Consider the following 24,938-nt stretch of genomic DNA (forward strand, 5'->3'; position numbering starts at 1 on the left):
TCCGGTTCACTGAGGCAGGGCGATGTTGAAGGCGGCTTGCAGACGCGTGGCGTCCAGCGTCAGCCAGCGCGCGCAGACATGCTGGTCGGGCCGCAGCAGGTAGGCGGCGCCGCTGGCCTGCACGCCGTAGCGCTGGCGAAAGTGGCCGTCGGCGTCCGCCAGCGTCAGGTCCGCCCCGTCCACGGGCTGCGCGGCGCCCACGGCCGTCACCCGCAGCGGCACACCCCGGGCGCGCGTCGCCGCGATCACTTGTTGTAAGGGCTCGGGAACCGCTGCCGCCTGCGTGAAGTACAGCAGGTCAAAGCCGCCGCCCAGGTGGTCGAGCAAAAAGTCGTCGGGCGCCAGGCGGATGTTTTGCGGCGGCGCGCCGTGGGCTGGTCCTGAACTGAACAAAGCGTTGTCGTCGCCCTGGCTGTTGAGCACCGAGCCGCTGTACTCGTGCGGGCGCGAGGTGCGCCAGTGATAAAGCGGCCGCACGAATGCCTCGGTCAGCGACAGCGACAGCACCGCATCGCGCAGCAGCCGGAAGCCCCGGCTGGGCGGCGCCATGAAGCGCGTGCTTTTGCCCGCCTCGTCGATGATCTCGCGCGCCGCGCCGACGCGCTCGGCGCTGTGGTTGGCCAGCAGCTTGTCGCCCGCCAGACCCTGCACGACAAAGGCCAGGTGCCAGGCCAGCGATTGCGCGTCCTGGAACGCCGTGTTGGCGCCGCGCACGCCGAAGATCGGCAGCAGGTGCGCCGCGTCGCCGGTGAAGACCACGCGGCCCTGCACATAGTCGGGCAATGTCAGCGTGCGCGCCGAATAGACCGAGTTCCAGTCCATCTCCCACGGCGCGCCGGCGTGGCCGATCATGGCCAGCTGTGCGTCGATGCGCGTCTTGAGCGATGCCGGCCGGAGCGCCTGCTCGGGCGTCTCGCCGGGCGGCAGCTGGTAGTCCACGCGCCAGATGCCGTGCGGCTCGCGGTGCATCAGGATGGTGTTGCCGGGGTTCCATTCAGGGTCGAAATAAGCCAGTCGCTCGGTCGGCAGCGGCAGATCGACCCGGATGTCGGCGATGACAAACAGGCCCTCGTACGACGCGCCTTCCATCTGCAGCTTCAGGGCGGCACGGATGTCAGAGCGGCCCCCGTCGGCGGCCACCAGCCAGTCGGTCTCCAACGTGTACGGGCCTTCGGGCGTGTCGATGGTCACGCAGGCCAGACCGGGCGCCTGCGTCACACCGACCACTTTGTTGCCCCAGCGAAGGTCGATCAGCGGGCTGGCCTGGCAGGCGTCGATCAGGTATTCCTCCAGGTATTGCTGCTGGATATTGAGCATCGGAAAGAAGCGGTCGTCTGCGTCGTGCGGCGCTTCCATGCGGAACACGCGCTGGCCCCGGTAGTAGGAATTGCCAAAGCGCCAGGGCAGGCCGCCCGCAGTCATGCGGCCGGCCACGCCGACCTGCTGCAAGATTTCCATCGAGCGGCGGGTGAACACGATGGCGCGGCTGCCTTGCGAGACCTGCAACTCCGGCGACAGCACCACGCTGGGCACGCCCAGGCGGGCCAGTTCCAGCGCCGTCACCAGGCCCGCCGGGCCGGCGCCGGCGATCACCACCTGCTGGCGGGCCTGCGCCGCATGTGCCGAAGGCAGCCAGGGTTTGAACACCTGGTAGCGGTAATAAATCGACGGACGGGCTAGGGAGGTGGGGTGGTGCATGCAGGGGGCTTCGGTGCGCTGAAAGGGCTAAGTGGTTGCGTACACAACCATTATTGGAGGTTTCAACAACATCGGCGTCAGTAGTTACCCTGACGCGGATCCCAACCCTGCCGCGTGCTGCTGTGCCTTCAGCGGGTCGTCAAGCGGCGCCAAGGGCTGGCACTGCACCAATCCGGTGGCGTCACGTATAGTGATTCGGTAACAACTTTTCGAACCCTGGCGCTGCAATGTCCTCCCCACCTGACCCGGTTTCTCTTGAACGCATGTTCACCCACCGGCTGCACACACTGTCCAAGCTCACCGACCGGCTCACCCAGGGTGCTTACCTCAGCGATGCCGGCATTGCCTTGAGCGAAGGGCGCTGCCTGTCGGCCATCGGGAGTTTCACGCCGCTGTCGGTCAAGGACCTGGCCTACCGCGCCAACCTGGACAAGGGCCAGGCCAGCCGCGCCGCCCAGTCGCTGGTTGACCAAGGCCTGGTGTTGAAGCAGGCCAGCGCCACCGACGGGCGCGGCGTGGTGCTGACGCTGGCGCCCGCAGGCGAGGCGGTGTGCGAGCGGCTGATGGGCGTCATCGGTCGCCGCAATGACGAGATCGTTTCCTGCCTGAATGCCGCAGAGCGCGCGCAACTTGATCATCTGCTTGACCGGCTGGTCGCCCATGCGCGGCTGGCGGGCGAGGGTGCCGGCGACGCGGATGCCTGAGCCGTGTGCCATGCAGCCATTGCCCGGCTGAAAGCTGCTTTCGGGTGGGTACATACCCCAGTTGTGTGCGCAACCATATTTTTCTATCATCGGCGTGCCTTGTCTGCCCGGTGCCGCAGATTCTTCGCTGAACCGGTGCAGATTTTCATGACCTGACATCACCGGAGTTCCCATGCACTGCCCCCAAACCCTGCGCCGCTGGATCAGCGTTGCCACACTCGCCTTGCCGCTGGCGGCGGCTGCGGCCTATCCCGACAAGTCCATCGAATGGGTCGTGCCCTACCCGGCAGGCGGCGGCTCGGACGTGGTGGCGCGCATTTTGTCGCTGCCCATGAGCCAGACGCTGGGCCAGCCCATCATCATCAACAACAAACCGGGCGCGGCCACCAACATTGGCGCCGACTATGCCGCCAAGGCGAAACCCGACGGCTATGTCATGCTGACCGGCGACACGGCCACCATGGCGGCCAACCCGGCGCTGTATTCCAGGCTCAGCTACAACGTCGAAAAAGACTTCACGCCGGTCGGCCTGATGGCACGCTTCCCGCTGATCCTGGTGGTCAACCCCAGTGTGCCGGCCAAGAACCTGACCGAGTTCATGGCCTGGGCGAAGCAGCAGCCGACGGGCGTGAACTACGCGACGCCTGGTGCGGGCAGCCCGCACCACCTGGCGACCGAATTGTTCCGCGAACGCAGCGGGCTCAAGATGGTGCATGTGGGCTACCGGGGGGCGGCCCCGGCGGTGCAAGACGTGATCGGCGGCCAGGTGCCGATGATGTTCGTCGACACCGCCAGCGGCTACCAGCACATCCAGTCCGGCCGTCTGGTGGCCATTGGCGTGGCCAGCCCGAAGCGCATTGCCACCTTCAACACCTTGCCCACGCTGGCCGAACAGGGCCTGAAGGGCTTTGAAGCCTATGCCTGGCAAGGGCTGGTGGTGCCTGCCGCCACGCCGCCCGAGGCGGTGGCCACACTGAGCAAGGCTTTGCTGGCGGCGCTGGACTCCACCGAAGTCAAGGCGCGCTTCCAGACGCTGGGCCTGGAAGCGATTCCCAGCACACCGGCGCAGATGGCCGCCTACGCCAAAGCTGAGCGCGAAAAATGGGCCAAGGTGATTCGCGCCAGCAATATCCGGCTGGATTGAAACAGCAGGCAAATTTTGCTATAAAAAGAGGAGCTACAGAGGCAAGCCAGTATGGCGCAGAAGGCTGATTTGGTTGGCAAGACGTAACTGCCTGCCATCGCCCGTGAGACATGGCCGCGTGTCCGCATGACGCCTTCCCCCTCCGGAGGAAGGCGCAGAGAGGGGACAGCGGGCGTGGGATTGGTCACAAAAAATCGCCATCGGTGAGCCCTCACCCCAGCCCTCTCCCAGAGGGAGAGGGAGTAAGACGGACTGCATTCGGCAAACTGATAAGTTACGGCAAGACAGCGCTTGACCTGACGGCCGGCCTGTCAGCAACCGCGCCTACCAGCGCAGCACACGCGGCCCCAGCAGCGCGCCGGCCGCCGTCGGAATCGCGATGCCCAGCACGTACCAGACCGCCAAAAAAGGCGCTGCCGACTCCGGGCAGTGCAGCGAATACACCAGCGCGCTCAGTGCCCCCGCCAGCAGCCCGGCACTGGCTCCGGCAAGCGCCAGGCGGGTCGGGGCCAGGCCCTTGAACGCCCACAGGGTGGACGCGAACAGGGGCAGCGAGAGCAGCGCAATGTTGAAGGGGCAGCTCTTCCAGGTGTCGCCCAGAACCAGCGCGGCGCGCTGTGCCGGCTCGGCGTTGACCAGCACCAAAGCGGCCACCAGCCACAGCAGCAGCACCGGCAGGGCCAGCGCGGCATTGACCCGTCCCAGGCGCATGCCGGGACGGGCCAGCCGTTCGCTGGCGGCCAGGCCGGCCAGGGCCAACCCGGCCGCAAAACCCGGCTTGAGCCAGAACATCAGCGTGCCGGCCTCTTCGGCCAGGTCGGGGCGTATGCCCAGGGCGACGACCAGCAGCAGGACCGCGCCCGCCAGGCCCCAGCCCAGGGCCATGGCAAAACGCCGGTCCACGGCGTGGGCCGGCACCGGCGCGACTCTGGCCGACAGCAGGCTGACAAGTTCATCGGTCTTCATGCAATTCCCCTGATTTTGGCGGCCAGCGCCTTCAGGCCCCGGTGCACGCCGATCTTGATGGCCGATTCCGACATGCCGGTCAGCTGTGCCGCCTCGACCACGGACAGGCCTTCGAGCTTGACGTGCACGATCGGCAGGCGCTGCCGGTCGGGCAGGCCGGCCAGCAGCGTGCCCAAGTCTTTTTTTGCCTCCCGGGCCTCGGTGTCGGACGCGGCGAACAGCTCCAGCTCGTCGTCCAGCGGAACGTTCAGCGACTCGCCCGAGGCGCGGGCGCGCAGCAGGTCGATCAGCTTGTAGCGCGCCATCGCATGCACCCAGGCGGTCAGGGGCTGGTCGGTTCGGTAGGTGTGTCGCTGGTTGTGCACCGCGATCAGGGTGTCTTGCACGATATCTTCCACTTCATCGGTTCGCTGGAACAGCCGCTTCCGGAAATAAGCCCGCAGGTGCGCGGTCAATGCTTTCAGGAACTGGTGGTAGGCCGCCGCATCGCCGTCCAGGCCTTGCAGCATCAGGCCGCGCAACCGGAGTTCGGTGTCGGTGAACCGGCGGTCTCTTTCTTGTATTCGGTCCATGCAGGCTCTGGGTTACAGCGTCGATAAAAAAAATATTTTTCAAAAATAATTCGCTGGCGTGTAACCGGCTGCCGGATTGCGCCGAACTACTGGACAGACTGTAGCGGAGTCCTTCCGCCAGGTCCGCAGACCAGTGCTACCCGCGCTGCCTGCCTGTTCAACCCTTTGTTTTTAACCGGAGCTACTCTCATGATCATCCGTTCCATCGCACTCAGCACCCTTGCCCTTGCCGCGCTCGCCTCGGGTGCCGCCATTGCCCAGAGCAAGCCCATGGACGCCAAGCCGGCCATGGAAAAATGTTTCGGCGTTGCCCTTGCCGGCAAAAACGACTGCGCCGCCGGACCTGGCACCACCTGCGCCGGCACGTCGAAAGTGGACTACCAGGGCAATGCCTGGAAGCAAGTGCCTGCCGGTACCTGCACCACGTTCAAGACGCCAAATGGCATGGGCTCACTCAGCGCCATCAAGGCCTGAGCGCCGTCAGGACACACGCCATGAACCCCGCCCGCCTGAGCGCCGGCCTGAGCCTGAAGCCCGCGCATTTCGACGAGGCCCTGGCCTGCGACGACGCCGGGCTGTGGTTCGAAGTGCATCCGGAAAACTATGCCGTGGCGGGTGGCCCGAGACTGGCCTGGCTCGACGCCATCCGGTCGCGGCATCCGCTGTCGCTGCATGGCGTGTCGCTCTCGCTGGCGGCCGATGCACCGCCTGATGCGGCCCACCTGGCGTGGCTGGCCGCACTGGCCGACCGCATTGAGCCGGCGCTGGTGTCCGAGCACCTGGCCTGGTCGGCCTGGCGCGGCAGTTACCTGCCCGACCTGCTGCCCTTTGCCCGCACGCAGGCCGCCTTGCTGCGCGTGGCCGGCAACATTGCCCGCACCCAGGATGCCCTTGGGCGGCGCATCGCCATTGAAAACCCGTCCCACTACCTGCGCATCGAAGGCCATGCCTGGGACGAGGTTGATTTCTTGCAGGAACTCGCGCGCCGCACCGGCTGCGGCCTGCTGCTCGACGTGAACAATGTGTATCTCAGCGCCAACAACCTAGGCTTTGATGCCGAGGCCTATATCGACGCCTTTCCCGGCGACGCGGTGATGGAAATCCATCTGGCGGGCCACACCCCCGACCCGGTGCTGGGCCAGGCGCTGCTGGTGGATTCGCACGATGCGCCGGTCGCGCCCAAAGTTTGGGCGCTGTATGAACGCCTGATGGCGCGCATCGGCCCGCGCCCGACGCTGATCGAGCGCGATGACCAGCTGCCGCCTTTCGCCGAACTGCTGGCCGAACGCCGGCAGGCGCATGCGCTGCTGCAGGGCCAGCCGCACGAAAAAGAGGCGCCGGAAAAAGAGGCGCTGGCGTCATGACCACCGAACTCTCCCGTTTCCAGGACCGCTTTGTCCAGGCGCTGTGGGCCTTGCCCGATGCGCTGCCCGAACACCTGCGCGACCTGACGGACCAGCCCGGATTTGCGGTGTACCGCAACACGGTCATCAGGGGCTGCATCGATGCGCTGCAGGCCAACTACCCGGCGGTGTCGCGGCTGGTGGGCGAGGACTGGTTTCGTGCTGCCGCTGCCTTGCATGTGCGCGCACAGCCGCCTGTCGATGTCCGGCTGCTGCTGTATGGCGCGGGTTTTCCCGGCTTCCTGGCCGGTTTTGCGCCGGCGGCGGACCTGCCCTACCTGTCCGGTGTGGCCCGGCTCGACCGCTTCTGGACCGAGGCGCATGTGGCGGCGGATGCCCCGGTGCTCAAGCCCTCAGCGTTGGCCGGCCTGCCGCCGGAGCAACTGGGCGCTTTGGTGCTGCAGCCGCATCCGGCCGCGCGCTGGGCCTGGTTCGACGACCAGCCGATCTACACCCTTTGGCAGCGCAACCGGCAAGATGCCCTGCAAGGCCTGGACAGCGGCGATGCGCTGGACTGGACCGGCGAGGGGGCGCTGCTGACCCGGCCGGAGGGCGCCGTCGCCTGGAGCGCGCTGGAGGCGGGCGGCTGCGCATTTCTTGATGCCTGCGCCGCCGGACGTCCGCTGGCACTGGCAGCGGATGAAGCGCTGGCCCGGCAGGCCGACTGCGATCTGGCGCGACTGATGACCCTGCTGCTGCAGGCCGGCGCCTTTTGCAGCGCACAGACCGTTTCGATTCCGACCCCCAACCACCAGGAGCTGACATGAATCCCGTTTTATCCACCATGACGACCGCCGGCACACGTGCCCAACCCGCCGGGCTGCGCGGCCTCTGGCACGGCCTGGCCGGGCGGCTCACCCGCCTGCTGCCGCATGACGCGCTGGCGCTGGTGAACCGCATCGCCATCGCCGCCATCTTTTTCATGTCCGGCCGCACCAAGGTGGACGGCTGGCTGACGGTCAACGACAGCGCTTATTCGCTGTTCCGGGACGAATACCGGCTGCCGCTGGTGCCAGTCGACATCGCCGCGAATGCGGCTGCCTGGGCCGAGCACCTGTTTCCCATTCTGCTGGTGCTGGGCCTGTTCACCCGGCTGTCCGCCCTGGCGCTGCTGGGCATGACGCTGGTGATCCAGGTGTTTGTCTATCCCGATGCCTGGCCGACGCACCTGTCATGGGCCGGCCTGCTGCTCTATCTGGTGGGACGCGGCGCCGGAACGCTGTCGCTGGACCGATTGCTTCACATTCGCTAGATGCTCTTGAAACCATAGTTGTCAGCGCACGTCCGTATTGCGTAAAAGCCTGATTTGATCCTATAAATGAGGTGGACCGGCCTGCCGTTCAGGCCACCGGCGGCACCAGGATGGTGGCCGCCGCCGGCGCCGCCATGTCAGGATAGTCGCGGCTGAAATGCAGGCCCCGGCTCTCGCGGCGCAACTGGGCCGAGCGCACGATCAGCTCGGCCACCTGCACCAGGTTGCGCAGTTCCAGCAGGTCGCGCGTGACGTGGAAGTGGGCGTAAAACTCCTGGATCTCGGCCTGCAGCAGCGTGATGCGGTGCGCGGCGCGCTCCAGCCGCTTGTTGGTGCGAACGATGCCGACGTAGTCCCACATGAAACGGCGCAGCTCGTCCCAGTTGTGCGAGATCACCACGCATTCGTCGGCATCGGTCACGCGGCTGTCGTCCCAGCGCGGCACCTCGGCCACCGGCGCAGCGGGCGCGCTGGCAATCGCCTGGGCGGCGGCCTGCGCAAACACCATGCATTCGAGCAGCGAATTGCTCGCCAGCCGGTTCGCGCCGTGCAGGCCGGTGCAGGCGGTTTCGCCCAAGGCAAAGAGGCCCGGCAGGTCGGTGCGGCCGGCCAGGTCGGTCAGCACGCCGCCGCAGGTGTAGTGCGCGGCCGGCACCACCGGAATTGGCTGGGTCGTGATGTCGATGCCCAGTTCGGCGCAACGCGCCAGGATGTTGGGGAAGTGCTCGTGCAAAAACGCCGGGCTCTGGTGCGAAATGTCCAGGTGCACGCAGTCGAGGCCGCGTTTTTTCATCTCGAAGTCAATCGCCCGGGCCACCACGTCGCGCGGTGCCAGCTCGGCGCGCGCGTCGTGGTCGGGCATGAAACGGGTGCCGTCGGGCAACAAAAGTCGCCCGCCTTCGCCGCGCACCGCCTCGGTGATCAAGTACGACTTGGCATGCGGGTGGTAGAGGCAGGTCGGGTGGAACTGGATGAATTCCATGTTGCCCACGCGGCAGCCGGCGCGCCAGGCCGCTGCAATGCCGTCGCCGGTGGCGGTGTCGGGGTTGGTGGTGTACAGGTACACCTTGCCGGCGCCGCCAGTGGCCAGGATGGTTTGCGGCGCGCGGAAGGTCAGCACCTCGTCGGTGGCGTCGTCCAGCGCGTACAGGCCCAGGCAGCGCTGCGCGCCGGGCAAACCCAGCTTGCGCGCGGTGATCACATCGACCAGCGTGTGCTGCTCGAACAGCGTGATGCCGGGCGTCGTCCGCACCACGTCGATCAGGGTGCGCTGCACGGCCGCGCCGGTGGCGTCCGTGACATGCGCAATGCGCCGCGCGCCATGCCCGCCTTCGCGTGTCAGGTGCAATTCGCCGCCCTCCAGCGAAAACGGCACGCCCAGTTCGCGCAGCCAGGCAATCGCGCCGGGCGCGTTTTCCACCACGAAGCGGGTGGCGGCCAGGTCGCACAGGCCGGCGCCGGCCACCAGCGTGTCCTGCACATGGGCGTCGAAGCTGTCGCCGTCGGCCAGCACGGCGGCAATGCCGCCCTGCGCCCAGCCGCTGGCGCCGTCGCTGATGGCGCGCTTGGTGATGACAGCCACGCGGTGCGTGGGCGCCAGGTGCAGCGCGGCGGACAGGCCGGCCAGGCCGCTGCCGACAATCAAAACATCAAAATCATGCGTCATGGTGGACCAGGTAGGGGGGGGGTGGGAGACGTGGAATTGAAGCATCACGCTGGCTTGTAGGCCAGGCGAACATAAATGGGTGCAAAGGATTCGGCCTGGGTGATTTCCAGCAGGCATTCCTTGGCCAGCTCCAGCAGCGCGATGAAGGTGACGACCAGCACCGGCATGCCGCGCGAAGCATCGAACAGTTCCTCGAACTCGAGGAACTTGCGGCCCTGCAGCCGGCGCAGCACGATGCTCATGTGCTCGCGCACCGAGAGTTCCTCGCGGCTGATGACATGGTGCTGGACCAGTTTGGCGCGTTTGACGATGCCCTGCCATGCCTCCTGCAGCTCGACCAGCGTGACATCGGGCAGGCGCGGCTCGGTGGATTGCTCCACATGCACCTGCGCCACGGCAAAATCGCGCCCGCGCTGCGGCAGGGTGTTCAACCGGTGCGCGGCGAGCTTGATGCCCTCGTATTCCAGCAGGCGGCGCACCAGCTCGGCGCGCGGGTCCTCGGCTTCCGGGCCTTCGGCCGCCTTGCGCGGCGGCAGCAGCATGCGCGACTTGATCTCGATCAGCATCGCGGCCATCAACAGGTATTCGGCCGCCAGCTCCAGGTTGGTGGCGCGGATGTCATCGACATAGGCCAGGTACTGGCGCGTCACCGCCGCCATCGGAATGTCCAGGATGTTGAAATTCTGCTTGCGGATCAGGTACAGCAGCAGGTCCAGCGGGCCTTCGAAGGCTTCTAAAAAGACCTTCAGCGCATCGGGCGGGATGTACAGGTCCTTGGGCATGGCGAACATCGGCTCGCCATAGAGCCGGGCCAGCGCGACCGGGTCGGTCAGCGCCGGCAGTTCGGGGTTGACCGCTGTGGGCAGGACCGCATCGTCAGGGGCGCGCAGTTCCTGCACGGGGAAGGGGAGATGTGGCATCAAAGCAGCAGGAGGGATCGGTTGATGGGCTTGCCGCCATGGAAAACAGGCCGCCTGTGCCAACTGGCTGCCGGCTGAAGATATAAAGCGGAATCAGTCGCCGTTCGGATGGGCGCTGGTGCCATAGACATAGGCTTGCTGCGCCACACGTGCCTCGCCATAGTCCGCCTGGTCGGCCAGGTTCAGGTTCTTGTCCCACCAGATGGCGCGACCGGCACGCTGCTCGGCTTCCAGGGTGGGTTTCTTCGCCTTCAGCTCGTCGATGAACGAGGTGATTTCAGAGGTGTAGTGGGTGCGTTGAAAAATGGACATGGGTCTGGACCGCCTAAAACGTATAGTGGCTGGATTTTACCGGGGTCTGCCATGCGTTCATTCATTCGTCGGCCCGTCGTGGCCGAAACTGCCCGTTTCCCTGCGGGTTTGCCAATAACCACAAAAAGGGCGGTGTTGTGTATGGGCTTGCTGTCGTTCATCCTGGGCCTGGCCGGCTGCGACCAGGCGCGTATCCAGGAGCTGGAAGAAGGCGTGGCCACCGAAGCCGATGTCCGGGCGCGCTTTGGGGTTCCCGAGAAAATCTGGGAGGCGGGCGACATGGCGTCGCTGCCGATGCCGGGCGCGGCCGCCGAGCCCGGCGCCCGCACGCTCGAATACAACCGCCAGCCTGCCGGCCAGGTCAACTACCTGGTCACCATCGGCCCCGATGGCCGGATGACCGCGCTGCGCCAGGTGCTCACGCCGCAAAACTTTGCCCGGGTGCTGCCCGGCATGCCGATGGAGACGGTGCGCAAGATGCTGGGCAAGCCGATGAAGGTCACGCCCTATGCCCTCCAGCGCGAAACGCATTACGACTGGCGCTACCTGAACCCGCCCAGCACCGCCATGATTTTCAGCGTGGTGTTCGACCCGGACCTGCGCGTGGTCCGCACGCAGTCGGTCGAGGAGGACAGCGTCAACCCCAAGGGCCGCTGAGCGCCTGTCCGGTGTTTCTTTAAGGAAAACAAGCCGTTTCCGCTTGTCTGGCGTGCTTTGGATGCTATTTATTTCATAGCGTTTCGACGTGTGCCAGGAAGCCCGAGCGTTCCATGACTTCCCGGGGCTGGGCATTGAGCCCGGCCAGCACCAGCCGGCCGCCGCGCGAGGCGATGGCTTTTTGCAGTTGCTCCAGCACATCCAGGCCCGAAGCATCAAGCACCTGCAGCGACTGCACGTCCAGACGGATGGTCATGCCCTGCGGAGCGCTTTCCACGACATTCAGGACCGGATCGATCTTGGCCACGGCGCCAAAAAAAAGCGAGCCGTACAGGCGAAAGCTGGCTTCTTCGTCGCTGCGCGACACCTCGACCACCTGGAACAGGGAACTCATGCGCCGCACGAACAGCACGCAGGCCAGCAGCAGGCCGACCTGCAGCGCCACCGTCAGGTCAAACACCACCGTCAGGAAGAACGTGCCCAGCATGATCAGCCGGTAGTGGTTGCTGGCGCGCCTGAGTTCGGCAAATTCATGCCATTCGCCCATGTTCCAGGCGACGTACAGCAAGATGCCGGCGAGCACCGGCAGCGGGACATGCACGGCCAGCGGCGCGGCCACCAGCACCACTGCCACCAGCGTCAGGCAATGCACCAGCCCGGAGATGGGCGAGGTGGCGCCGGCCCGCACATTGGTCACGGTGCGGGCAATCGTGCCGGTGGCCGGCATGCCGCCGAAGAAGGGCACGACGAAATTGGCCACGCCCTGGGCCATCAGTTCCTGGTTCGGGTCGTGGCGCGGCAAGCCCGAGATCTGGTCGGCCACGCGCGCGCACAGCAGCGACTCGACCGCACCCAGCAGCGCAATCGTGACCGTCGGTGCCACCAGCAGCCGCACCGTCGCCCAGGAGAAGTCAGGAAATTCAAAACCGGGCAAGGCGCGCGGAATCCCGCCAAAGCGGCTGCCGATGGTTTCCACCGGCAGGCTTAAGGCATAGGCCAGCGCCGTCAGCGTGAGCAGCGCCACGATCGGCCCCGGCAGGCGCGAGGCCAGCCGGGTGGCGCGCTTGAGCTGCAGGCCCTCGCCGGCCTGGATAAGCCGTATCAGCCGGTTGGTAAAGGCGTGGGCATAGCGCGTTTGCGTGTCAAACAGGCGCGGCCAGACCAGCAGGCCGATCAGGCAGGCCAGCCCCAGGCCCAGCGCATACAGGTTCAGCGAGCCGATGTTCTGGGCAATCGCCTTGATCTGCGAGAAAAAATCCGCCGGCATCTTGCCTATCTCCAACCCGAGCAGGTCCTTGACCTGCGACAGCGCAATCAGCACCGCGATGCCGTTGGTGAAGCCCACCACGATGCTGACCGGCACATAGCGCACCAGCGTGCCGAGCTTGAAGAACCCGAGCAAAAACAGCAGCACCCCGGCGCAGGTGGTGGAGATCAGCAGGTTGGCCAGGCCGTAGCGCTCGATGATGCCGTAGACGATGACAATGAACGCGCCGGCCGGGCCGCCGATCTGCACCGCCGAGCCGCCCAGCGAGGCGATGATGGCGCCGGCGATGATCGCCGTCCAGATGCCCGCTTCGGGCTTGAGCCCGGACGCAATCGCAAAGGCCATGGCCAGCGGCAGCGCGACGATGCCGACCGTCAGGCCGGCGCCCGCATCCTTGAAGAACCGTTCGCGGTTGTAGCCGGCCATCGACAGCAGCAGGCGCGGGCGAAACCGGGCGAATTGAATGGGCAGGTGCATGCGCCAGGATTGTGCGCTTGAGCCCGCTTTGAAGCGAGAACCAGTTGATACAAAAACGCGGCCCGGCTGGCGCCCGTCGGCACCCTGACACGGCGGGAAACCTGGTTATTTGGCCGGGCCGGGCAGCACGGCGTCGGCCGTGGCGCCGATCGCCGATCCGGCGATGCGCGCCGTGCCAATGACCGCGCTGGCCGCCAGTCCGACGGTGCCCACCGCCACCGAGGCCACGGTATCGACGACGGCGACCACGGCGCAACCCGGCAGGGTAAACGCCGACAGGCCGATGAGCGCCGCCGCGGCCAGGCCGCGTGCGCGAAAGTGAGGCAATGCGGTCATGGCCGGGCTCCGTGGGGCGGTCTTGACCGGGTCAATGAATCCGCATGCCCGGCGTCGCGCCCGGCAGCGGCTCAAGCACATAAATGCCGGGCTGGGTTTTTTCGTCGGCATGGCTGGCAGCCAGCACCATGCCTTCGCTGATGCCGAACTTCATTTTTCGCGGCGCCAGGTTGGCGACCAGCACGGTGTGTTTGCCAATCAGGTCTTCAGGCTTGTAGTTTGATGCAATGCCGCTGAAGACATTGCGCAGCCGGCCTTCGCCCGCGTCCAGCGTCAGGCGCAGCAGCTTGACCGAGCCGGGCACCGCTTCGCAGTTCACGATTCTGGCGATGCGCAGATCGACTTTTGCAAAGTCGTCGATGGTGATGGCAGGCGCGATGGCCTCGCCGCCCGGTTGACTCCCTCTCCCTTCGGGAGAGGGTTGGGGTGAGAGTTCCCCGTTGACAGATGCTACGGTTTCAATAGCTGCTTGCGCCGGTGTGTCCTGCGCTGGAGGCTCAAACAGTGCATCAAGCTGCTTGATATCGACACGTTGCATCAGGTGCTGATAAGAAGCGATTTCCGTAGGTAATGATGTTGCGTCCTTCCAGTCGAACGACCGATTCAGCTTGAATAACTCGTGTGCGACGCGTTCCGTCAGTCCCGGTAGAACTGGTGCCAATAAAACGGACAGTAGTTTGAACCCGTGAAGCGCGCGCGAACAAATGTCCTGTAGTTCTGCCCGTTTTGTTTCATCTTTGGCCAAAATCCAGGGCTTGGCAGCATCGAATGCTGCATTCACACCATCGGCAATTGTCATGATGTCGCGCAGCGCCTTGCTGTATTCACGATTTTCGTAAGCCTCTTTCACCAAGAATGCCGAGCCAGCAGCGCCGTCAATCAACGCGTTGGTGTCACCATCAAACTTAAGTTGACCATCAAAATATTTTGAGATGAAGTTCGCCGCACGCGAAGCAATATTCACAAACTTCCCGATCAAGTCGCTGTTCACCCGCGCCATGAAGTCGTCGGCATTAAAGTCGATGTCTTCATTCTTCGCATTGAGCTTGGCGGCCAGGTAGTAGCGCAGCCATTCCGGGTTCATGCCCAGGCTCAGGTACTTGAGCGGGTCCAGGCCGGTGCCCCGGCTCTTGCTCATCTTTTCGCCGTTGTTCACCGTCAGAAAGCCGTGGACGAAGATGTTGTCCGGCGTCTTGCGGCCGCTGAACTTCAGCATGGCCGGCCAGAACAGCGTGTGGAAGGTGACGATGTCCTTGCCGATGAAGTGGTACTGCTCCAGACGTGGGTCGGCCATGTAGTCGTCATAGCTCTCGCCACGTTTCGTCAGCAAATCTTTCAGCGATGCCAGGTAGCCGATGGGCGCATCGAGCCAGACATAAAAATACTTGCCCGGTGCGTCCGGAATCTCGATGCCGAAATAGGGTGCGTCCCTGGAAATGTCCCAGTCGCCCAGGCCTTCGCTTTGCGTGCCGTCCGGGTTGGTGCGCACTGAAAACCATTCCTTGACCTTGTTGGCGACTTCAGGCTGCAGCTTGCCGTCCTGCGTCCAGCCTTCCAGGAATTCCACGCAGCGTGCATCCGACAGCTTGAAGAAAAAATGCTCCGAGCTCTTGAGCATCGGCACCGCGCCCGACAGCGCCGAATACGGGTTGATCAGGTCGGTCGGCGCATACACCGCGCCGCAGACCTCGCAGTTGTCGCCGTACTGGTCCTTGCTGTGGCATTTGGGGCATTCGCCCTTGATGAAGCGGTCGGGCAGGAACATGTTCTTTTCAGGGTCAAAGAACTGCTCGACGGTCTTGGTCTCGATCAGCGAGCCTTGCGGGTTGTCCCGCAGGTCGCGGTAGATCTGCCGGGCCAGCTCGTGGTTTTCCGGCGAATCGGTCGAGCTCCAGTTGTCAAAGGCGATGTGAAAGCCGTCCAGGTAGGGCTTGCGGCCGGCGGCGATGTCGGCCACGAACTGCTGCGGCGTCTTGCCGGCCTTTTCGGCGGCGATCATGATGGGCGCGCCGTGGGCATCGTCGGCGCCGACGAAGTTGACCGCATGGCCCTGCATGCGCTGGAAACGCACCCAGATGTCGGCCTGGATGTATTCCATGATGTGGCCGATGTGGAAATTGCCGTTGGCGTAGGGCAGGGCGGTGGTAACAAACAGGCGGCGCTGGGTCATAGGATGGGCTTTTGGCGGTGGAGGGCTGACTTTCGATTTTAAGGGGCGGTCCCGGCCTGACGGACATTCACATCGCCAGCCCCAGATGTTTTACAAGCCAAATAAGCCTCTGGCGCATGCTGCATAAGCTTAAGTAGCTATTAAAAATATAGCAAACTGCATGCCCCCAGTGAACGCTGGCCGGCGCGGCGGCGTTAGACTCCTTCTCAACCCCCGGCAACCCGCAGGCTTTCCTGAAAAAGCAGCGGCCTGCCTTGTCCCAATCACATGGAGATTTCCCCGATGGCTGTAGAACAACAGGCAATTTTGAACGCGCTGCAAACCGTGCTCGACCCCAACACCGGCAAGGATTTTGTCTCCACCAAGGCGCTGAAAAACCTGCAGGTCAGCGGCAACGACGTGTCATTCGAAGTCGAACTCGGCTACCCGGCCAAGAGCCAGATCGCCGGCCTGCGCAAGCGCCTGATCGAGGCCGCCCGCAGCGTTGCCGGCGTGGGCAACGTGTCGGTCAACGTCACTGTGAAGATCGCCAGCCACAGCGTGCAGCGCGGCGTGCAGTTGCTGCCGAATGTGAAGAACATCATTGCCGTGGCGTCGGGCAAGGGCGGCGTCGGCAAAAGCACCACCGCCGTCAACCTGGCCCTGGCGCTGGCCGCCGAGGGCGCCAGCGTCGGCCTGCTGGACGCCGACATCTACGGCCCGAGCGTGCCGATGATGATGGGCATCGAAGGCCGGCCCGAGAGCATCGACGGCAAGAACATGGAACCGATGGAAAACTACGGCCTGCAGGTCATGTCCATCGGCTTCCTGGTGGCGCAGGACGAAGCCATGATCTGGCGTGGCCCCATGGCGACGCAGGCGCTGGAGCAGCTGCTGCGCCAGACCAACTGGAAAGACCTGGATTATTTGATCGTTGACATGCCGCCCGGCACCGGCGACATCCAGCTCACCCTGAGCCAACGCGTGCCCATGACCGGCGCGGTCATCGTCACCACGCCGCAGGACATAGCCCTGCTTGACGCCAAGAAGGGCATCAAGATGTTCGAGAAGGTCGGCGTGCCGATCCTGGGGATTGTCGAGAACATGGCGGTGCACATCTGCAGCCAGTGCGGCCATGCGGAGCACATCTTCGGCGAAGGCGGCGGCCGGAAAATGGCCGCCGACTACCAGATGGACTACCTGGGCGCGCTGCCGCTGGACATCAAGATCCGCCTGCAGGCCGACAGCGGCATGCCGACCGTGGTCGCCGACCCCGACGGCGAGGTGGCCGGCATCTACAAGGCCGTGGCGCGCAAGGTGGCCATCACGGTGGCAGCCAAGGCCAAGGACTTCTCGGCCAGGTTCCCGACCATCACCATCAGCAAGAACACCTGAACCCGGCCTGCGGCAGGCACCCGGCTCACTTTTGCGGCATACCGGATGAACCTGCTGACCTCCCTGCGCTACCTTGTGGCGCTGAACGAGCACCGGCATTTCGCACGGGCCGCCCAGGCCTGCCACATCACCCAGCCAGCGCTGTCCAATGCATTGCGGGCGCTGGAAAAGGAGTTCGGCACGCCCATCGTCAAGCGCGCCCGCAGCTACGCCGGCCTGACGCCGGAAGGCGAGTGCGTGCTGGTCAGCGCCCGGCGCATGCTGCGCGAGCATGCCCTGCTGCAGCAAGAACTGGCCAGCCGCGCCGGCCAGCCCCGGGGCCGTCTGCAACTGGGCGTGGTGCCCACCGCCGTGCCGGTGGCCGCGCGTTTTGCTGCCATGCTGCAGGCTGCACATCCGGGCATTGCCCCGGTGGTACGCGCGCTGAGCTCTCAACAGATCGAGGAGGGGCTGGAGAACCTGACGCTGGACCTGGCGCTGGGCTTTACCGAACGGCTGAAAAAAGGCGGCCCCTTTGCGGTGCTGCCGCAGTACACCGAACAATATTTCCTGGTGCGCCGTCTCGACAAACCAGCCCGCTCCCAGCACGGTGAACTGCGTCTGGGTGCCGAGATGGCCTGGGCTGACGCCGCGAAGCTGCCGCTGTGCCTGCTGACGCCGGACATGCACAACCGCAGCACCGTCGACCACGCTTTTAAGCAGGTAGGGGTGGCGGTTCAGCCGGTGATGGAAACCAATTCGGTGCTGACGCTGGCCCTGAGTGTGCTGGCCGGCGACATGTGCAGCGTGTTGCCTGGCGCGCTGGTCGGTGCCGTGCGAAGTCAGGGTGAACTCGAAGCGTTGCCTCTGGTGCAGCCCGAAATGCGCACCCCGGTGGGCTTCCTTCATCTGGCTGCAACCCGTGCGCCGCCTGCGCTCGAGGCGGCGCTTGTCCTGGCGCAAGACGCGCAATGGCTGCAGCATGCAGCACAGCACAGCGGATCGCTCAAGCCCTGAAGCGCCGGCGCAGGCTGCCCGCGCTTACCGTTGAACAACGCGCACACCTGCAAATTGCGCGCAGCTGCTGGCGAAACCGCCTCTTCATGGCGATAAAGCCGCGAATATGCACCCCCAACCCGACGCGGCGCTGGGCTCGGCGACAAAGGAAAAAATGCATTTTGATACCTGTCATGGGGAAAACCCTATCTATCAAGTCATATAGATGATCTATATTTATACGGCAGACAAATGCTGTCGCGACTTTTTAGATTCACGGGGCCCGGCCCCTCGGTTGCTCATCCACCCAAGGAGAATTTCAGTGATCCATTGCGTATTGCACGAAGAAAAAGACAGCGTCGCTGTCGTTGTTGTCGAAGGCATCCAGGCCGGCCAGGACATGACTGCCCTGATCCTTGACGACGACCGCACCATCACCATCAAGGCCAATGCGGCCATTCCGATCGGCCACAAGGTGGCGGTCAAGGACATGGCGGAAGGCGACACCGTCATGAAATACGGCACCGACATCGGCAAGGTGGTCGCAGCAATTGCCACCGGCGACCACGCCCACGTACACAACATCAAGACCAAGCGCTGGTAAGCCCGCCGCTGCCCGTCTGCCCATTCCATTCCATTCAAGGTTTTCTCTCATGTCCATCATCGACAAAAACACGACTTTCTGGGGCTACCGCCGCGAAAACGGCCGCGTCGGCGTGCGCAACCACGTCATCATCCTGCCGCTGGACGACCTGTCCAACGCCGCAGCCGAAGCCGTTGCCCACGCGGTCAAGGGCACCATGGCGATTCCGCATCCCTATGGCCGCCTGCAATTTGGCGCTGACCTGGAACTGCATTTCCGCACGCTCATCGGTGCCGGTTCGAACCCGAACGTCGCCGCCGTGGTGGTGATCGGCATTGAGGACAGCTGGACCAAAAAGGTGGTGGACGGCATTGCCGCCACGGGCAAACCGGTGGTCGGCTTCGGCATCGAAGGCCATGGCGACCATGAAACCATCATGCGTGCCTCGCAGGCGGCCAAGAAGATGATCCAGCATGCCACCAGCAAATTCCGCGTCGAATGCCCGATTGCCGACCTGTGGGTGTCGACCAAGTGCGGCGAATCTGACACCACGTCGGGCTGCGGCGCCAACCCGACGGTGGGCAATGCTTTTGACAAGCTGTACGACCTGGGCACCACGCTGGTCTTCGGCGAAACGTCCGAGCTGACCGGCGGCGAACACCTGGTGGCCGCGCGCTGCCGCACCGAAAAGGTCCGCACCGACTTCATGAAGATGTTCGACGACTACCAGGACATGATCAAGCGCCACGCCACCACCGACCTGTCGGACTCGCAGCCGACCAAGGGCAACATCGCCGGCGGCCTGACGACCATCGAGGAAAAGGCGCTGGGCAACATCCAGAAGATCGGCAAGAAATGCATGGTCGATGGCGTGCTTGGCAAGGCTGAAATGCCCGACAAGCCGGGCCTGTGGTTCATGGACTCATCGTCCGCCGCTGCTGAAATGGTCACGCTGTGCGCCGCTTCGGGCTTTGCCGTGCACCTGTTTCCCACCGGCCAGGGCAACGTCATCGGCAATGCCATCGTGCCGGTCATCAAGATCTGCGCCAACCCGCGCACCGTGCGCCTGATGAGCGAACACATCGACGTGGACTGCTCGGGCCTGCTGCAGCGCGAACAAACCATGGACGCTGCCGGCGATGCGCTGCTCGACATGATGATGCAGACCGTCAACGGCCGCTTCACTTCGGCCGAGGCGCTGGGCCACCGCGAATTCGTGATGACCCGCCTGTTCGAAAGCGCCTGATCGAGGAGCGCGCTGCCCGCGCTCACGTGCTGCGGCTTCGGCCGCAGCACTGTCTTTTTCCAGATCCCTTGAGAGCGCGCACGCGAACGCCAAGGCGCTGCCGTGCATGGCCGATCCGGAAATGGCGTCAACCCAACCTACGGAGTTTCGAATGATCACACGGCGTTTTGCCCTTCACGCGATTGCATCGGCTGCGGCCGTGTCGCTTGTTCCCTCCCTTTCTCTGGCGCAGGACATCGGCGCCTACCCGTCCAAGCCGATTCGCTACATCGTGCCTTTTCCGCCGGGCGGGCTGACCGACGTGATGGCGCGCCTGATAGCGCTGAACGCCGGCATGGCGCTCAAGCAATCGATCCTGGTGGACAACCGCGCCGGTGCCAGCGCCAACCTGGGCGCCGACCTGGCGGCCAAATCCACACCCGACGGCTACACCTGGCTGGCCATCACGCTGGCCCATGCCGTGAACCAGTCGCTGTTCAGCAACCTGCCCTACAGCCTGGAAAAGAACCTGGCGCCCGTGGCCCACCTGGCCACCAGCCCGCTGGTACTGGTCGTCAATGAAAGCAACCCTGCCAAGACGCTGGCTGATTTTCTGGTCCAGGCGCGCGCCAAGCGGCTCAATGCCGGCTCCAGCGGCAACGGCACACCGCCTCACCTGGGCCTCGAGCTGCTGGCCTTGAACGCCAAGATCGACGTTTCGCACATTCCGTACAAAGGCGGCGCGCCATCGCTCAACGACCTGCTGGGCTCGCAGCTCGATTTCATCGTCTCCAACCTGCCCGAGTGTTCGACCTATGTGAAAGCCGGCAAGCTGCGCGCACTGGCCGTGACCTCGGCCAAACGCCACCCGCTGCTGCCCGACGTGCCGACGTTTGCCGAAGCCGGCCTGCCCGGTGTCGAACTGGAAAACTGGACCGGCCTGATGATGCCGGCCGGCACGCCCAAGGCCATCATTGACAAGGTCTCGGCCGAAGCCATCCGGTCGGTCAAGTCCAGGGAAGTCTCGGACCGCGTGACGTCGATGGGCTTCACGCCCACCGGCCTGGGTCCGGCCGAATTCGGCGAACTGATCAAGAAAGACGTGGCGCGCTGGCGCGAGATCGTCAAGGCCCGCAACATCCAGGCCGGCTAAGGCGTACCCACCATGAAAAAAATTGTCATCACCGAGTTCATGGACGAAGCGGCCGTCGCCTCGTTGCGCGCGGCGTTTAATGTGGTGTACGACCCCACGCTGGTGGACGATGCGGCCCGCCTGATGGCCGAGGTGCCCGATGCCCATGCCGTGATCGTGCGCAACCGCACCCAGGTTCGGGGCGGGTTGCTGGCGGCCTGCGCCCAGGCCAGCGTCATTGGCCGGCTGGGCGTGGGTCTGGACAACATCGACGTGACCGCCTGCGAAGCGCGCGGCATGCAAGTGATTCCTGCCACCGGCGCCAACGCCCTGGCTGTCGCCGAATATGTGATTGGCACCGCGATGGTGTTGCTGCGCGGCGTCTACCTGTCCAGCCAGGCGGTCGCCAGCGGCCAATGGCCCCGTGCGGCGCTGTCGAACGGGCGCGAGATTTCAGGCACCTGCCTGGGGCTGGTCGGCTTCGGCGGCATTGGGCGGCTGACGGCCCGGCTAGCGCAAAGCCTGGGCATGCGCGTGGTCGCGCACGATCCCATGCTGCCGCCAGGCAGCCCGGTGTGGCAGGAAACCGGTGTGCACTGCGTGTCACTGGATCAACTCATCGCCCAGGCCGACGTGATCAGCCTGCATGTCCCTCTGACGCCTGAAACAGCCAACTTGCTGTCGGCTGGACGCATTGCGCAGATGAAGCGCGGCGCCGTCGTGATCAACACGTCGCGCGGCGGCATCGCCGACGAAGCGGCCGTGGCCGCCGCCCTGCGCGAAGGCCGTCTCGGCGGTGCAGCGTTCGACGTGTTCGAGCCCGAACCCATGGGTGCCGGCACGGCCTGGGAAGGCTGTCCGAATGCCATCCTCACGCCGCATGTGGCGGGCGTCACCGCCGAATCCAATGTGCGTGTTTCCACCCTGATTGCGGCCGCCGTGGCGCGCGCCCTGAAAGCCTGACCCCCATGCTGCACTCGTACCAAGAACTCAATACCCTGGTGCAAGCCGCGCTGACCCGGGCCGGCGCATCGCCCGACCAGGCCAGCGCCACGGCACTCGCCCTGGTGGCGGCCGAAGCCAGCGGCCTGCCGTCGCATGGCCTGTCGCGCGTCACCATGTATGTGGGCCACCTCAAGGCGGGGCGCGTGGTCGGCGATGCCGTGCCGGTGGTCAAGAACCAGCGCGCCAGCGCCGTGCTGATCGATGCCGGCAACGGTTTTGCCTTTCCCGCCTGCCGCCTGGCCATCGACGAAGCCATGGCACGTGCGGCGCAAACCGGCATTGCCATTGCCGCGGTCACCAACAGCCACCATTTCGGCATGGCTTCCTACCACCTGGACGCCGTGGCCAGTGCCGGCATGGTTGGCATTGCCTGCGGCAACTCGCCCGCAGCCATGCCGGCGGCGGGCGGCAAGCGTCCGATTTTCGGCACCAACCCGATCGCGGCCATCTTCCCGCGTGAAGGCAAACATCCGGTCAGCATCGACCTGTCGCTGTCCGAGGTGGCGCGCGGCAAACTCATGGTGGCGGACAAAAAAGGCGAATCCATTCCACTGGGCTGGGCGCTGGACGCGGACGGCAACCCGACCACCGACCCGAAAAAAGGCCTGGCTGGCTCGATGCTGCCGATGGGGGGCGTGAAGGGCGCGATGCTGGCCCTGATGGTCGAACTGCTGGTGACCACGCTGACCGGCGCACACTTCGGCGCCGAGGCCGACACCTTTTTTGTCGATGACGGCAACCAGCCCCGGCTGGGCCAGGCCTTCATCGTGATCGATCCGACCGCCTTGGGCGGCACTGCCGTCTACAGCGAGCGAATTGAAGCCCTGCTGTCGGCCATGCTGGTGGACGAGGGCGTGCGTCTTCCAGGCCAGCGCCGGTTCGACCTCATGGCCCGTGCCAATGCTTCGGGCATCGACGTGCCCCAGGCGACGCTCGATGCCATCAATGCCCTGATCTGAAACCACCCAGAAGAACCCGATGGAATTGAGCCGAAGCTACTTCAAGGGGTGTGTCCCTGGCGCGCTGATCTGCGCCGTGATTGCGTTGTCGGCCACCTTTTTGTCGGAACATTACGGTGGCCCGCAACTGCTTTATGCCTTGCTGATCGGGCTGTCGCTGCATTTCTTGTCATTGCAGGAAAGCACCCGGATCGGCATCAACTTCTGCGCCAAGACGGTGCTGCGGATTGGCGTCGCGCTGCTGGGCATCCGCATCACACTGGGCCAGGTTTCGCAGCTGGGCATGAGCGTGGGCGTGGTGCTGGTGCTGGCCGTCGCCCTCACGGTCAGTACCGGCTTGCTGCTGGCGCGCTGGCTCAAGCGCCCCATCGAGGAAGGCCTCCTGTCCGGCGGCTCGGTCGGCATCTGCGGCGCCTCGGCGGCCATGGCCATTTCTTCCGTGCTTCCCCAGACGAAGGAAAACGAACGTTTCACGCTGCTGGCCGTGGTGGGGGTGACCGTGCTGTCGACCACCGCCATGGTGCTGTACCCGTTCTTCATGCACCTGCTCGATCTGTCGCCGGTGCAGTCGGGGATTTTCCTGGGCGGCACGATCCATGACGTGGCCCAGGTGGTGGCCGCCGGCATGATGATGGGTCAGGAAGCAGGCGATGCGGCCACCGTGGTCAAGCTGTTTCGCGTCGTGCTGTTGATGCCGGTGGTGTTGCTGATCGCCTTTTCGTACCGCAGGCATGCCGGGGCCGCCACGGCACCGGGCACGGTCAGGGAAAAGGTGCCGCTGGTGCCGACTTTCCTGATCGGCTTCATGGGACTGGTTCTGGTCGCCAGCACCGGCAGGGTGCCGGCGGGCGTCGTCGCGTCCGCCAACGACATTTCACGCTGGTGCCTGGTCATCGCCATTTCTGCTGCGGGCGTGAAGACCAGCTTTGAAGACCTGAAGAAGCTCGGCTGGCAGCCCGTGGTGATGCTGGTGACAGAAACGGCGGTGATCGCCACTTTTGTACTGGCAGCCATCTGGCTGCTGAAGCTGGGCGTGCACTGAAAACTGCCGGCACAACCATGGCTTTTACAATCAGCCTGGCCAGCACAGTCCTCAGGATGCGTTCCCCGCCGGGGAACGCAAACAGTGTTGGCGTGAAGCGCAACAACCCGCGAGCAAGGCCTATCGTGAATAAAAAAGCAGCCAGCCCAGAGCACTTCGCTCTTTTGACTTCATGAGCACCGGAGCAGGGGCGCATCGCCGTGCCCTGGCGGCAAGAGTCGCCGCCCTGGCGCTGCGTGGCAAGTCCGCGATGGTTTCAAGCGGGATGCCTTGATCGTGCTTTACCGTCAAGTCAAGCGACAGCTGATTGCAGACATTCAGTCTGGCGTTGCCGGGCCTGGTGCGGCGCTGCCCAATGAAACCGATCTTGCCCGGCGCTTCAATGTGTCCATCGGCACCGTGCGGCGTGCGGTGGATGAACTGGTCGCCGAGCACGTGCTGGTGCGCCAGCAGGGACGCGGCACCTTTGTCGGCAAGCTGGACCGCGAGCGGTTCATGTTCCAGTTTTTCAAGATTGCCGGACGTGACGGCGTCAGCGAGTTCCCGCAGGTGCGTCTGCACACCTTCACCCGCTCCCGCGCCACGCGCGAAGAAGCGCAGGCACTCGGCCTGCATGGCGCCCAGTCGGTGTTTTGTATCGACAACGTGCTGCTGCTCAAGGGCCGGCCCGTCATTCATGACCATATCGTCATCGCCGCCGCCATGTTTCCCGGCCTGACCGAAGACGTGTTTACTGAACGCACCGCCACCATTTACGGGCTTTACCAGTCTGCTTTCGGCATCACGATCGTCGAGGCCGACGAGCGGGTGCGCGCCGAACTGGTCAGCCTTGACAGCGCCCGGTTGCTGGACCTGCCTGCCGGCATGCCGGTGCTGCGCATCGAACGCGTGGCCTACACCTTTGACCGCAAGCCCGCCGAATTCCGGATTTCCGTGGTCGACACGCGCGATGTCGACTATGTTTCGCGCATGCGCGACGCCGCCTGAAAAGAAACGCCAGTCAAACCGTCCAGGCGCGATTCCGGGTGCTTACTGACGGCTCTGTTCCGGTGTCAGCCAGGGCGTGGGCCATCCATGCAGGGGTCGGCGCGCAGGGGCG

25 protein-coding genes are annotated in these 24,938 nt (G+C 64.8%); 16 read left to right on the top strand and 9 right to left on the bottom strand.

Annotated features, from left to right (window positions below):
* Positions 1-6 precede the first annotated feature (6 nt).
* The gene (locus IWX85_RS14910; protein WP_196870249.1) at positions 7-1,698 is read right to left on the bottom strand and encodes an FAD-dependent monooxygenase; all 1,692 of its coding nucleotides are present in this window, start codon (positions 1,696-1,698) and stop codon (positions 7-9) included.
* A gap of 227 nt (positions 1,699-1,925) precedes the next feature.
* Between IWX85_RS14910 and IWX85_RS14915 the strand changes: the two genes are divergently transcribed.
* A complete protein-coding gene (locus IWX85_RS14915; protein WP_196870250.1) occupies positions 1,926-2,402 on the top strand; it encodes a MarR family winged helix-turn-helix transcriptional regulator in 477 nt (158 codons plus the stop codon).
* Positions 2,403-2,574: 172 nt separating this feature from the next.
* Entirely contained in the window at positions 2,575-3,546 is a 972-nt protein-coding gene (locus tag IWX85_RS14920; protein ID WP_196870251.1) for a tripartite tricarboxylate transporter substrate binding protein, read from the top strand.
* A gap of 324 nt (positions 3,547-3,870) precedes the next feature.
* Here IWX85_RS14920 and IWX85_RS14925 read toward each other — a convergent pair whose 3' ends face one another.
* Positions 3,871-4,512 carry a DUF1109 domain-containing protein gene (locus tag IWX85_RS14925; protein ID WP_196870252.1) on the bottom strand — a complete coding sequence of 214 codons (642 nt, stop codon included), beginning with the start codon at positions 4,510-4,512 and terminating at the stop codon, positions 3,871-3,873.
* Positions 4,509-5,084, bottom strand: coding sequence for a sigma-70 family RNA polymerase sigma factor (locus IWX85_RS14930; RefSeq protein ID WP_196870253.1), 576 nt, complete (start codon positions 5,082-5,084; stop codon positions 4,509-4,511). The genes IWX85_RS14925 and IWX85_RS14930 overlap by 4 nt, the downstream gene beginning before the upstream one ends.
* Positions 5,085-5,273: 189 nt before the next feature.
* On the opposite strand from IWX85_RS14930, the gene IWX85_RS14935 reads away from it, so the two are divergent.
* From IWX85_RS14935 to IWX85_RS14950, 4 genes are read left to right on the top strand one after another with little or no spacing between them, the layout of a single operon-like run.
* Entirely contained in the window at positions 5,274-5,558 is a 285-nt protein-coding gene (locus IWX85_RS14935; protein WP_196870254.1) for a DUF2282 domain-containing protein, read from the top strand.
* 20 nt (positions 5,559-5,578) lie between these two features.
* Positions 5,579-6,448 carry a DUF692 domain-containing protein gene (locus IWX85_RS14940; RefSeq protein WP_196870255.1) on the top strand — a complete coding sequence of 290 codons (870 nt, stop codon included), beginning with the start codon at positions 5,579-5,581 and terminating at the stop codon, positions 6,446-6,448.
* Positions 6,445-7,254, top strand: a complete 810-nt coding sequence (locus tag IWX85_RS14945; RefSeq protein ID WP_196870256.1) for a DNA-binding domain-containing protein — start codon at positions 6,445-6,447, stop codon at positions 7,252-7,254. Before IWX85_RS14940 ends, IWX85_RS14945 begins: the two co-directional genes overlap by 4 nt.
* Positions 7,251-7,739 (top strand): DoxX family protein, encoded by a 489-nt coding sequence (locus IWX85_RS14950; protein ID WP_196870257.1) that lies wholly within the window; start codon positions 7,251-7,253, stop codon positions 7,737-7,739. The genes IWX85_RS14945 and IWX85_RS14950 overlap by 4 nt, the downstream gene beginning before the upstream one ends.
* 88 nt (positions 7,740-7,827) lie before the next feature.
* Here IWX85_RS14950 and nadB read toward each other — a convergent pair whose 3' ends face one another.
* The 3 genes from nadB to IWX85_RS14965 form a co-directional block, all read right to left on the bottom strand.
* Positions 7,828-9,405: an L-aspartate oxidase gene (gene nadB, locus IWX85_RS14955; RefSeq protein ID WP_196870258.1), complete on the bottom strand. Its 1,578-nt coding sequence runs from the start codon at positions 9,403-9,405 to the stop codon at positions 7,828-7,830.
* A gap of 44 nt (positions 9,406-9,449) precedes the next feature.
* Complete coding sequence (locus IWX85_RS14960; RefSeq protein ID WP_196870259.1) at positions 9,450-10,325, bottom strand: ScpA family protein; 876 nt, start codon at positions 10,323-10,325, stop codon at positions 9,450-9,452.
* A gap of 93 nt (positions 10,326-10,418) precedes the next feature.
* Positions 10,419-10,637 carry a DUF3460 family protein gene (locus IWX85_RS14965; protein ID WP_036805598.1) on the bottom strand — a complete coding sequence of 73 codons (219 nt, stop codon included), beginning with the start codon at positions 10,635-10,637 and terminating at the stop codon, positions 10,419-10,421.
* Between the two features lie 141 nt (positions 10,638-10,778).
* Between IWX85_RS14965 and IWX85_RS14970 the strand changes: the two genes are divergently transcribed.
* On the top strand, positions 10,779-11,294 hold the full coding sequence (locus IWX85_RS14970) for an outer membrane protein assembly factor BamE (RefSeq protein ID WP_196870297.1): 516 nt from the start codon (positions 10,779-10,781) through the stop codon (positions 11,292-11,294).
* Positions 11,295-11,367: 73 nt separating this feature from the next.
* Here the strand turns inward: IWX85_RS14970 and IWX85_RS14975 are convergent, their stop codons facing one another.
* From IWX85_RS14975 to metG, 3 genes are all read right to left on the bottom strand, one after another.
* On the bottom strand, positions 11,368-13,038 hold the full coding sequence (locus IWX85_RS14975; protein WP_196870260.1) for a SulP family inorganic anion transporter: 1,671 nt from the start codon (positions 13,036-13,038) through the stop codon (positions 11,368-11,370).
* 105 nt (positions 13,039-13,143) lie between these two features.
* Positions 13,144-13,374, bottom strand: a complete 231-nt coding sequence (locus tag IWX85_RS14980; protein ID WP_081932412.1) for a hypothetical protein — start codon at positions 13,372-13,374, stop codon at positions 13,144-13,146.
* Positions 13,375-13,405: 31 nt separating this feature from the next.
* On the bottom strand, positions 13,406-15,544 hold the full coding sequence (metG, locus tag IWX85_RS14985; protein WP_196870261.1) for a methionine--tRNA ligase: 2,139 nt from the start codon (positions 15,542-15,544) through the stop codon (positions 13,406-13,408).
* A 282-nt stretch (positions 15,545-15,826) separates the two neighbouring features.
* Here metG and apbC point away from each other — a divergent pair, with 282 nt between their 5' ends.
* The 9 genes from apbC (at position 15,827) to IWX85_RS15030 (ending at position 24,826) form a co-directional block, all read left to right on the top strand.
* The gene (gene apbC, locus IWX85_RS14990) at positions 15,827-16,918 is read left to right on the top strand and encodes an iron-sulfur cluster carrier protein ApbC (protein ID WP_036805588.1); all 1,092 of its coding nucleotides are present in this window, start codon (positions 15,827-15,829) and stop codon (positions 16,916-16,918) included.
* Between the two features lie 45 nt (positions 16,919-16,963).
* Positions 16,964-17,914, top strand: a complete 951-nt coding sequence (locus IWX85_RS14995) for a LysR family transcriptional regulator (protein WP_196870262.1) — start codon at positions 16,964-16,966, stop codon at positions 17,912-17,914.
* A gap of 301 nt (positions 17,915-18,215) precedes the next feature.
* Complete coding sequence (locus IWX85_RS15000; protein WP_036805583.1) at positions 18,216-18,497, top strand: UxaA family hydrolase; 282 nt, start codon at positions 18,216-18,218, stop codon at positions 18,495-18,497.
* 49 nt (positions 18,498-18,546) lie between these two features.
* Positions 18,547-19,722 (top strand): UxaA family hydrolase, encoded by a 1,176-nt coding sequence (locus tag IWX85_RS15005; RefSeq protein ID WP_036805573.1) that lies wholly within the window; start codon positions 18,547-18,549, stop codon positions 19,720-19,722.
* Positions 19,723-19,873: 151 nt separating this feature from the next.
* Positions 19,874-20,854 carry a tripartite tricarboxylate transporter substrate binding protein gene (locus IWX85_RS15010; RefSeq protein WP_196870263.1) on the top strand — a complete coding sequence of 327 codons (981 nt, stop codon included), beginning with the start codon at positions 19,874-19,876 and terminating at the stop codon, positions 20,852-20,854.
* Between the two features lie 12 nt (positions 20,855-20,866).
* The gene (locus IWX85_RS15015; protein WP_196870264.1) at positions 20,867-21,796 is read left to right on the top strand and encodes a hydroxyacid dehydrogenase; all 930 of its coding nucleotides are present in this window, start codon (positions 20,867-20,869) and stop codon (positions 21,794-21,796) included.
* A 5-nt stretch (positions 21,797-21,801) separates the two neighbouring features.
* Positions 21,802-22,797: an Ldh family oxidoreductase gene (locus IWX85_RS15020; RefSeq protein ID WP_036805564.1), complete on the top strand. Its 996-nt coding sequence runs from the start codon at positions 21,802-21,804 to the stop codon at positions 22,795-22,797.
* 19 nt (positions 22,798-22,816) lie between these two features.
* Entirely contained in the window at positions 22,817-23,839 is a 1,023-nt protein-coding gene (locus tag IWX85_RS15025) for a YeiH family protein (protein ID WP_196870265.1), read from the top strand.
* A 276-nt stretch (positions 23,840-24,115) separates the two neighbouring features.
* Positions 24,116-24,826 carry a GntR family transcriptional regulator gene (locus IWX85_RS15030; protein ID WP_196870266.1) on the top strand — a complete coding sequence of 237 codons (711 nt, stop codon included), beginning with the start codon at positions 24,116-24,118 and terminating at the stop codon, positions 24,824-24,826.
* Positions 24,827-24,938: the final 112 nt, after the last annotated feature.

Source organism: Polaromonas sp. CG_9.11, assembly GCF_015752225.1.
GTDB lineage: Bacteria > Pseudomonadota > Gammaproteobacteria > Burkholderiales > Burkholderiaceae_C > Polaromonas.

What these genes read in the sequence shown, in the direction of transcription:
- IWX85_RS14965 (WP_036805598.1), bottom strand. Translation starts at nt 10,637, where the DNA reads ATGTCCATTTTTCAACGCACCCACTACACCTCTGAAATCACCTCGTTC.
- IWX85_RS15005 (WP_036805573.1), top strand. Translation starts at nt 18,547, where the DNA reads ATGTCCATCATCGACAAAAACACGACTTTCTGGGGCTACCGCCGCGAA.
- IWX85_RS14920 (WP_196870251.1), top strand. Translation starts at nt 2,575, where the DNA reads ATGCACTGCCCCCAAACCCTGCGCCGCTGGATCAGCGTTGCCACACTC.
- IWX85_RS14970 (WP_196870297.1), top strand. Translation starts at nt 10,779, where the DNA reads ATGGGCTTGCTGTCGTTCATCCTGGGCCTGGCCGGCTGCGACCAGGCG.
- IWX85_RS14930 (WP_196870253.1), bottom strand. Translation starts at nt 5,084, where the DNA reads ATGGACCGAATACAAGAAAGAGACCGCCGGTTCACCGACACCGAACTC.
- IWX85_RS14995 (WP_196870262.1), top strand. Translation starts at nt 16,964, where the DNA reads ATGAACCTGCTGACCTCCCTGCGCTACCTTGTGGCGCTGAACGAGCAC.
- IWX85_RS14950 (WP_196870257.1), top strand. Translation starts at nt 7,251, where the DNA reads ATGAATCCCGTTTTATCCACCATGACGACCGCCGGCACACGTGCCCAA.
- IWX85_RS14935 (WP_196870254.1), top strand. Translation starts at nt 5,274, where the DNA reads ATGATCATCCGTTCCATCGCACTCAGCACCCTTGCCCTTGCCGCGCTC.
- nadB (WP_196870258.1), bottom strand. Translation starts at nt 9,405, where the DNA reads ATGACGCATGATTTTGATGTTTTGATTGTCGGCAGCGGCCTGGCCGGC.
- IWX85_RS14960 (WP_196870259.1), bottom strand. Translation starts at nt 10,325, where the DNA reads ATGCCACATCTCCCCTTCCCCGTGCAGGAACTGCGCGCCCCTGACGAT.
- IWX85_RS15025 (WP_196870265.1), top strand. Translation starts at nt 22,817, where the DNA reads ATGGAATTGAGCCGAAGCTACTTCAAGGGGTGTGTCCCTGGCGCGCTG.
- IWX85_RS14945 (WP_196870256.1), top strand. Translation starts at nt 6,445, where the DNA reads ATGACCACCGAACTCTCCCGTTTCCAGGACCGCTTTGTCCAGGCGCTG.
- IWX85_RS14910 (WP_196870249.1), bottom strand. Translation starts at nt 1,698, where the DNA reads ATGCACCACCCCACCTCCCTAGCCCGTCCGTCGATTTATTACCGCTAC.
- apbC (WP_036805588.1), top strand. Translation starts at nt 15,827, where the DNA reads ATGGCTGTAGAACAACAGGCAATTTTGAACGCGCTGCAAACCGTGCTC.
- IWX85_RS14980 (WP_081932412.1), bottom strand. Translation starts at nt 13,374, where the DNA reads ATGACCGCATTGCCTCACTTTCGCGCACGCGGCCTGGCCGCGGCGGCG.
- IWX85_RS15015 (WP_196870264.1), top strand. Translation starts at nt 20,867, where the DNA reads ATGAAAAAAATTGTCATCACCGAGTTCATGGACGAAGCGGCCGTCGCC.
- metG (WP_196870261.1), bottom strand. Translation starts at nt 15,544, where the DNA reads ATGACCCAGCGCCGCCTGTTTGTTACCACCGCCCTGCCCTACGCCAAC.
- IWX85_RS14940 (WP_196870255.1), top strand. Translation starts at nt 5,579, where the DNA reads ATGAACCCCGCCCGCCTGAGCGCCGGCCTGAGCCTGAAGCCCGCGCAT.
- IWX85_RS14975 (WP_196870260.1), bottom strand. Translation starts at nt 13,038, where the DNA reads ATGCACCTGCCCATTCAATTCGCCCGGTTTCGCCCGCGCCTGCTGCTG.
- IWX85_RS14915 (WP_196870250.1), top strand. Translation starts at nt 1,926, where the DNA reads ATGTCCTCCCCACCTGACCCGGTTTCTCTTGAACGCATGTTCACCCAC.
- IWX85_RS15010 (WP_196870263.1), top strand. Translation starts at nt 19,874, where the DNA reads ATGATCACACGGCGTTTTGCCCTTCACGCGATTGCATCGGCTGCGGCC.
- IWX85_RS15020 (WP_036805564.1), top strand. Translation starts at nt 21,802, where the DNA reads ATGCTGCACTCGTACCAAGAACTCAATACCCTGGTGCAAGCCGCGCTG.
- IWX85_RS14925 (WP_196870252.1), bottom strand. Translation starts at nt 4,512, where the DNA reads ATGAAGACCGATGAACTTGTCAGCCTGCTGTCGGCCAGAGTCGCGCCG.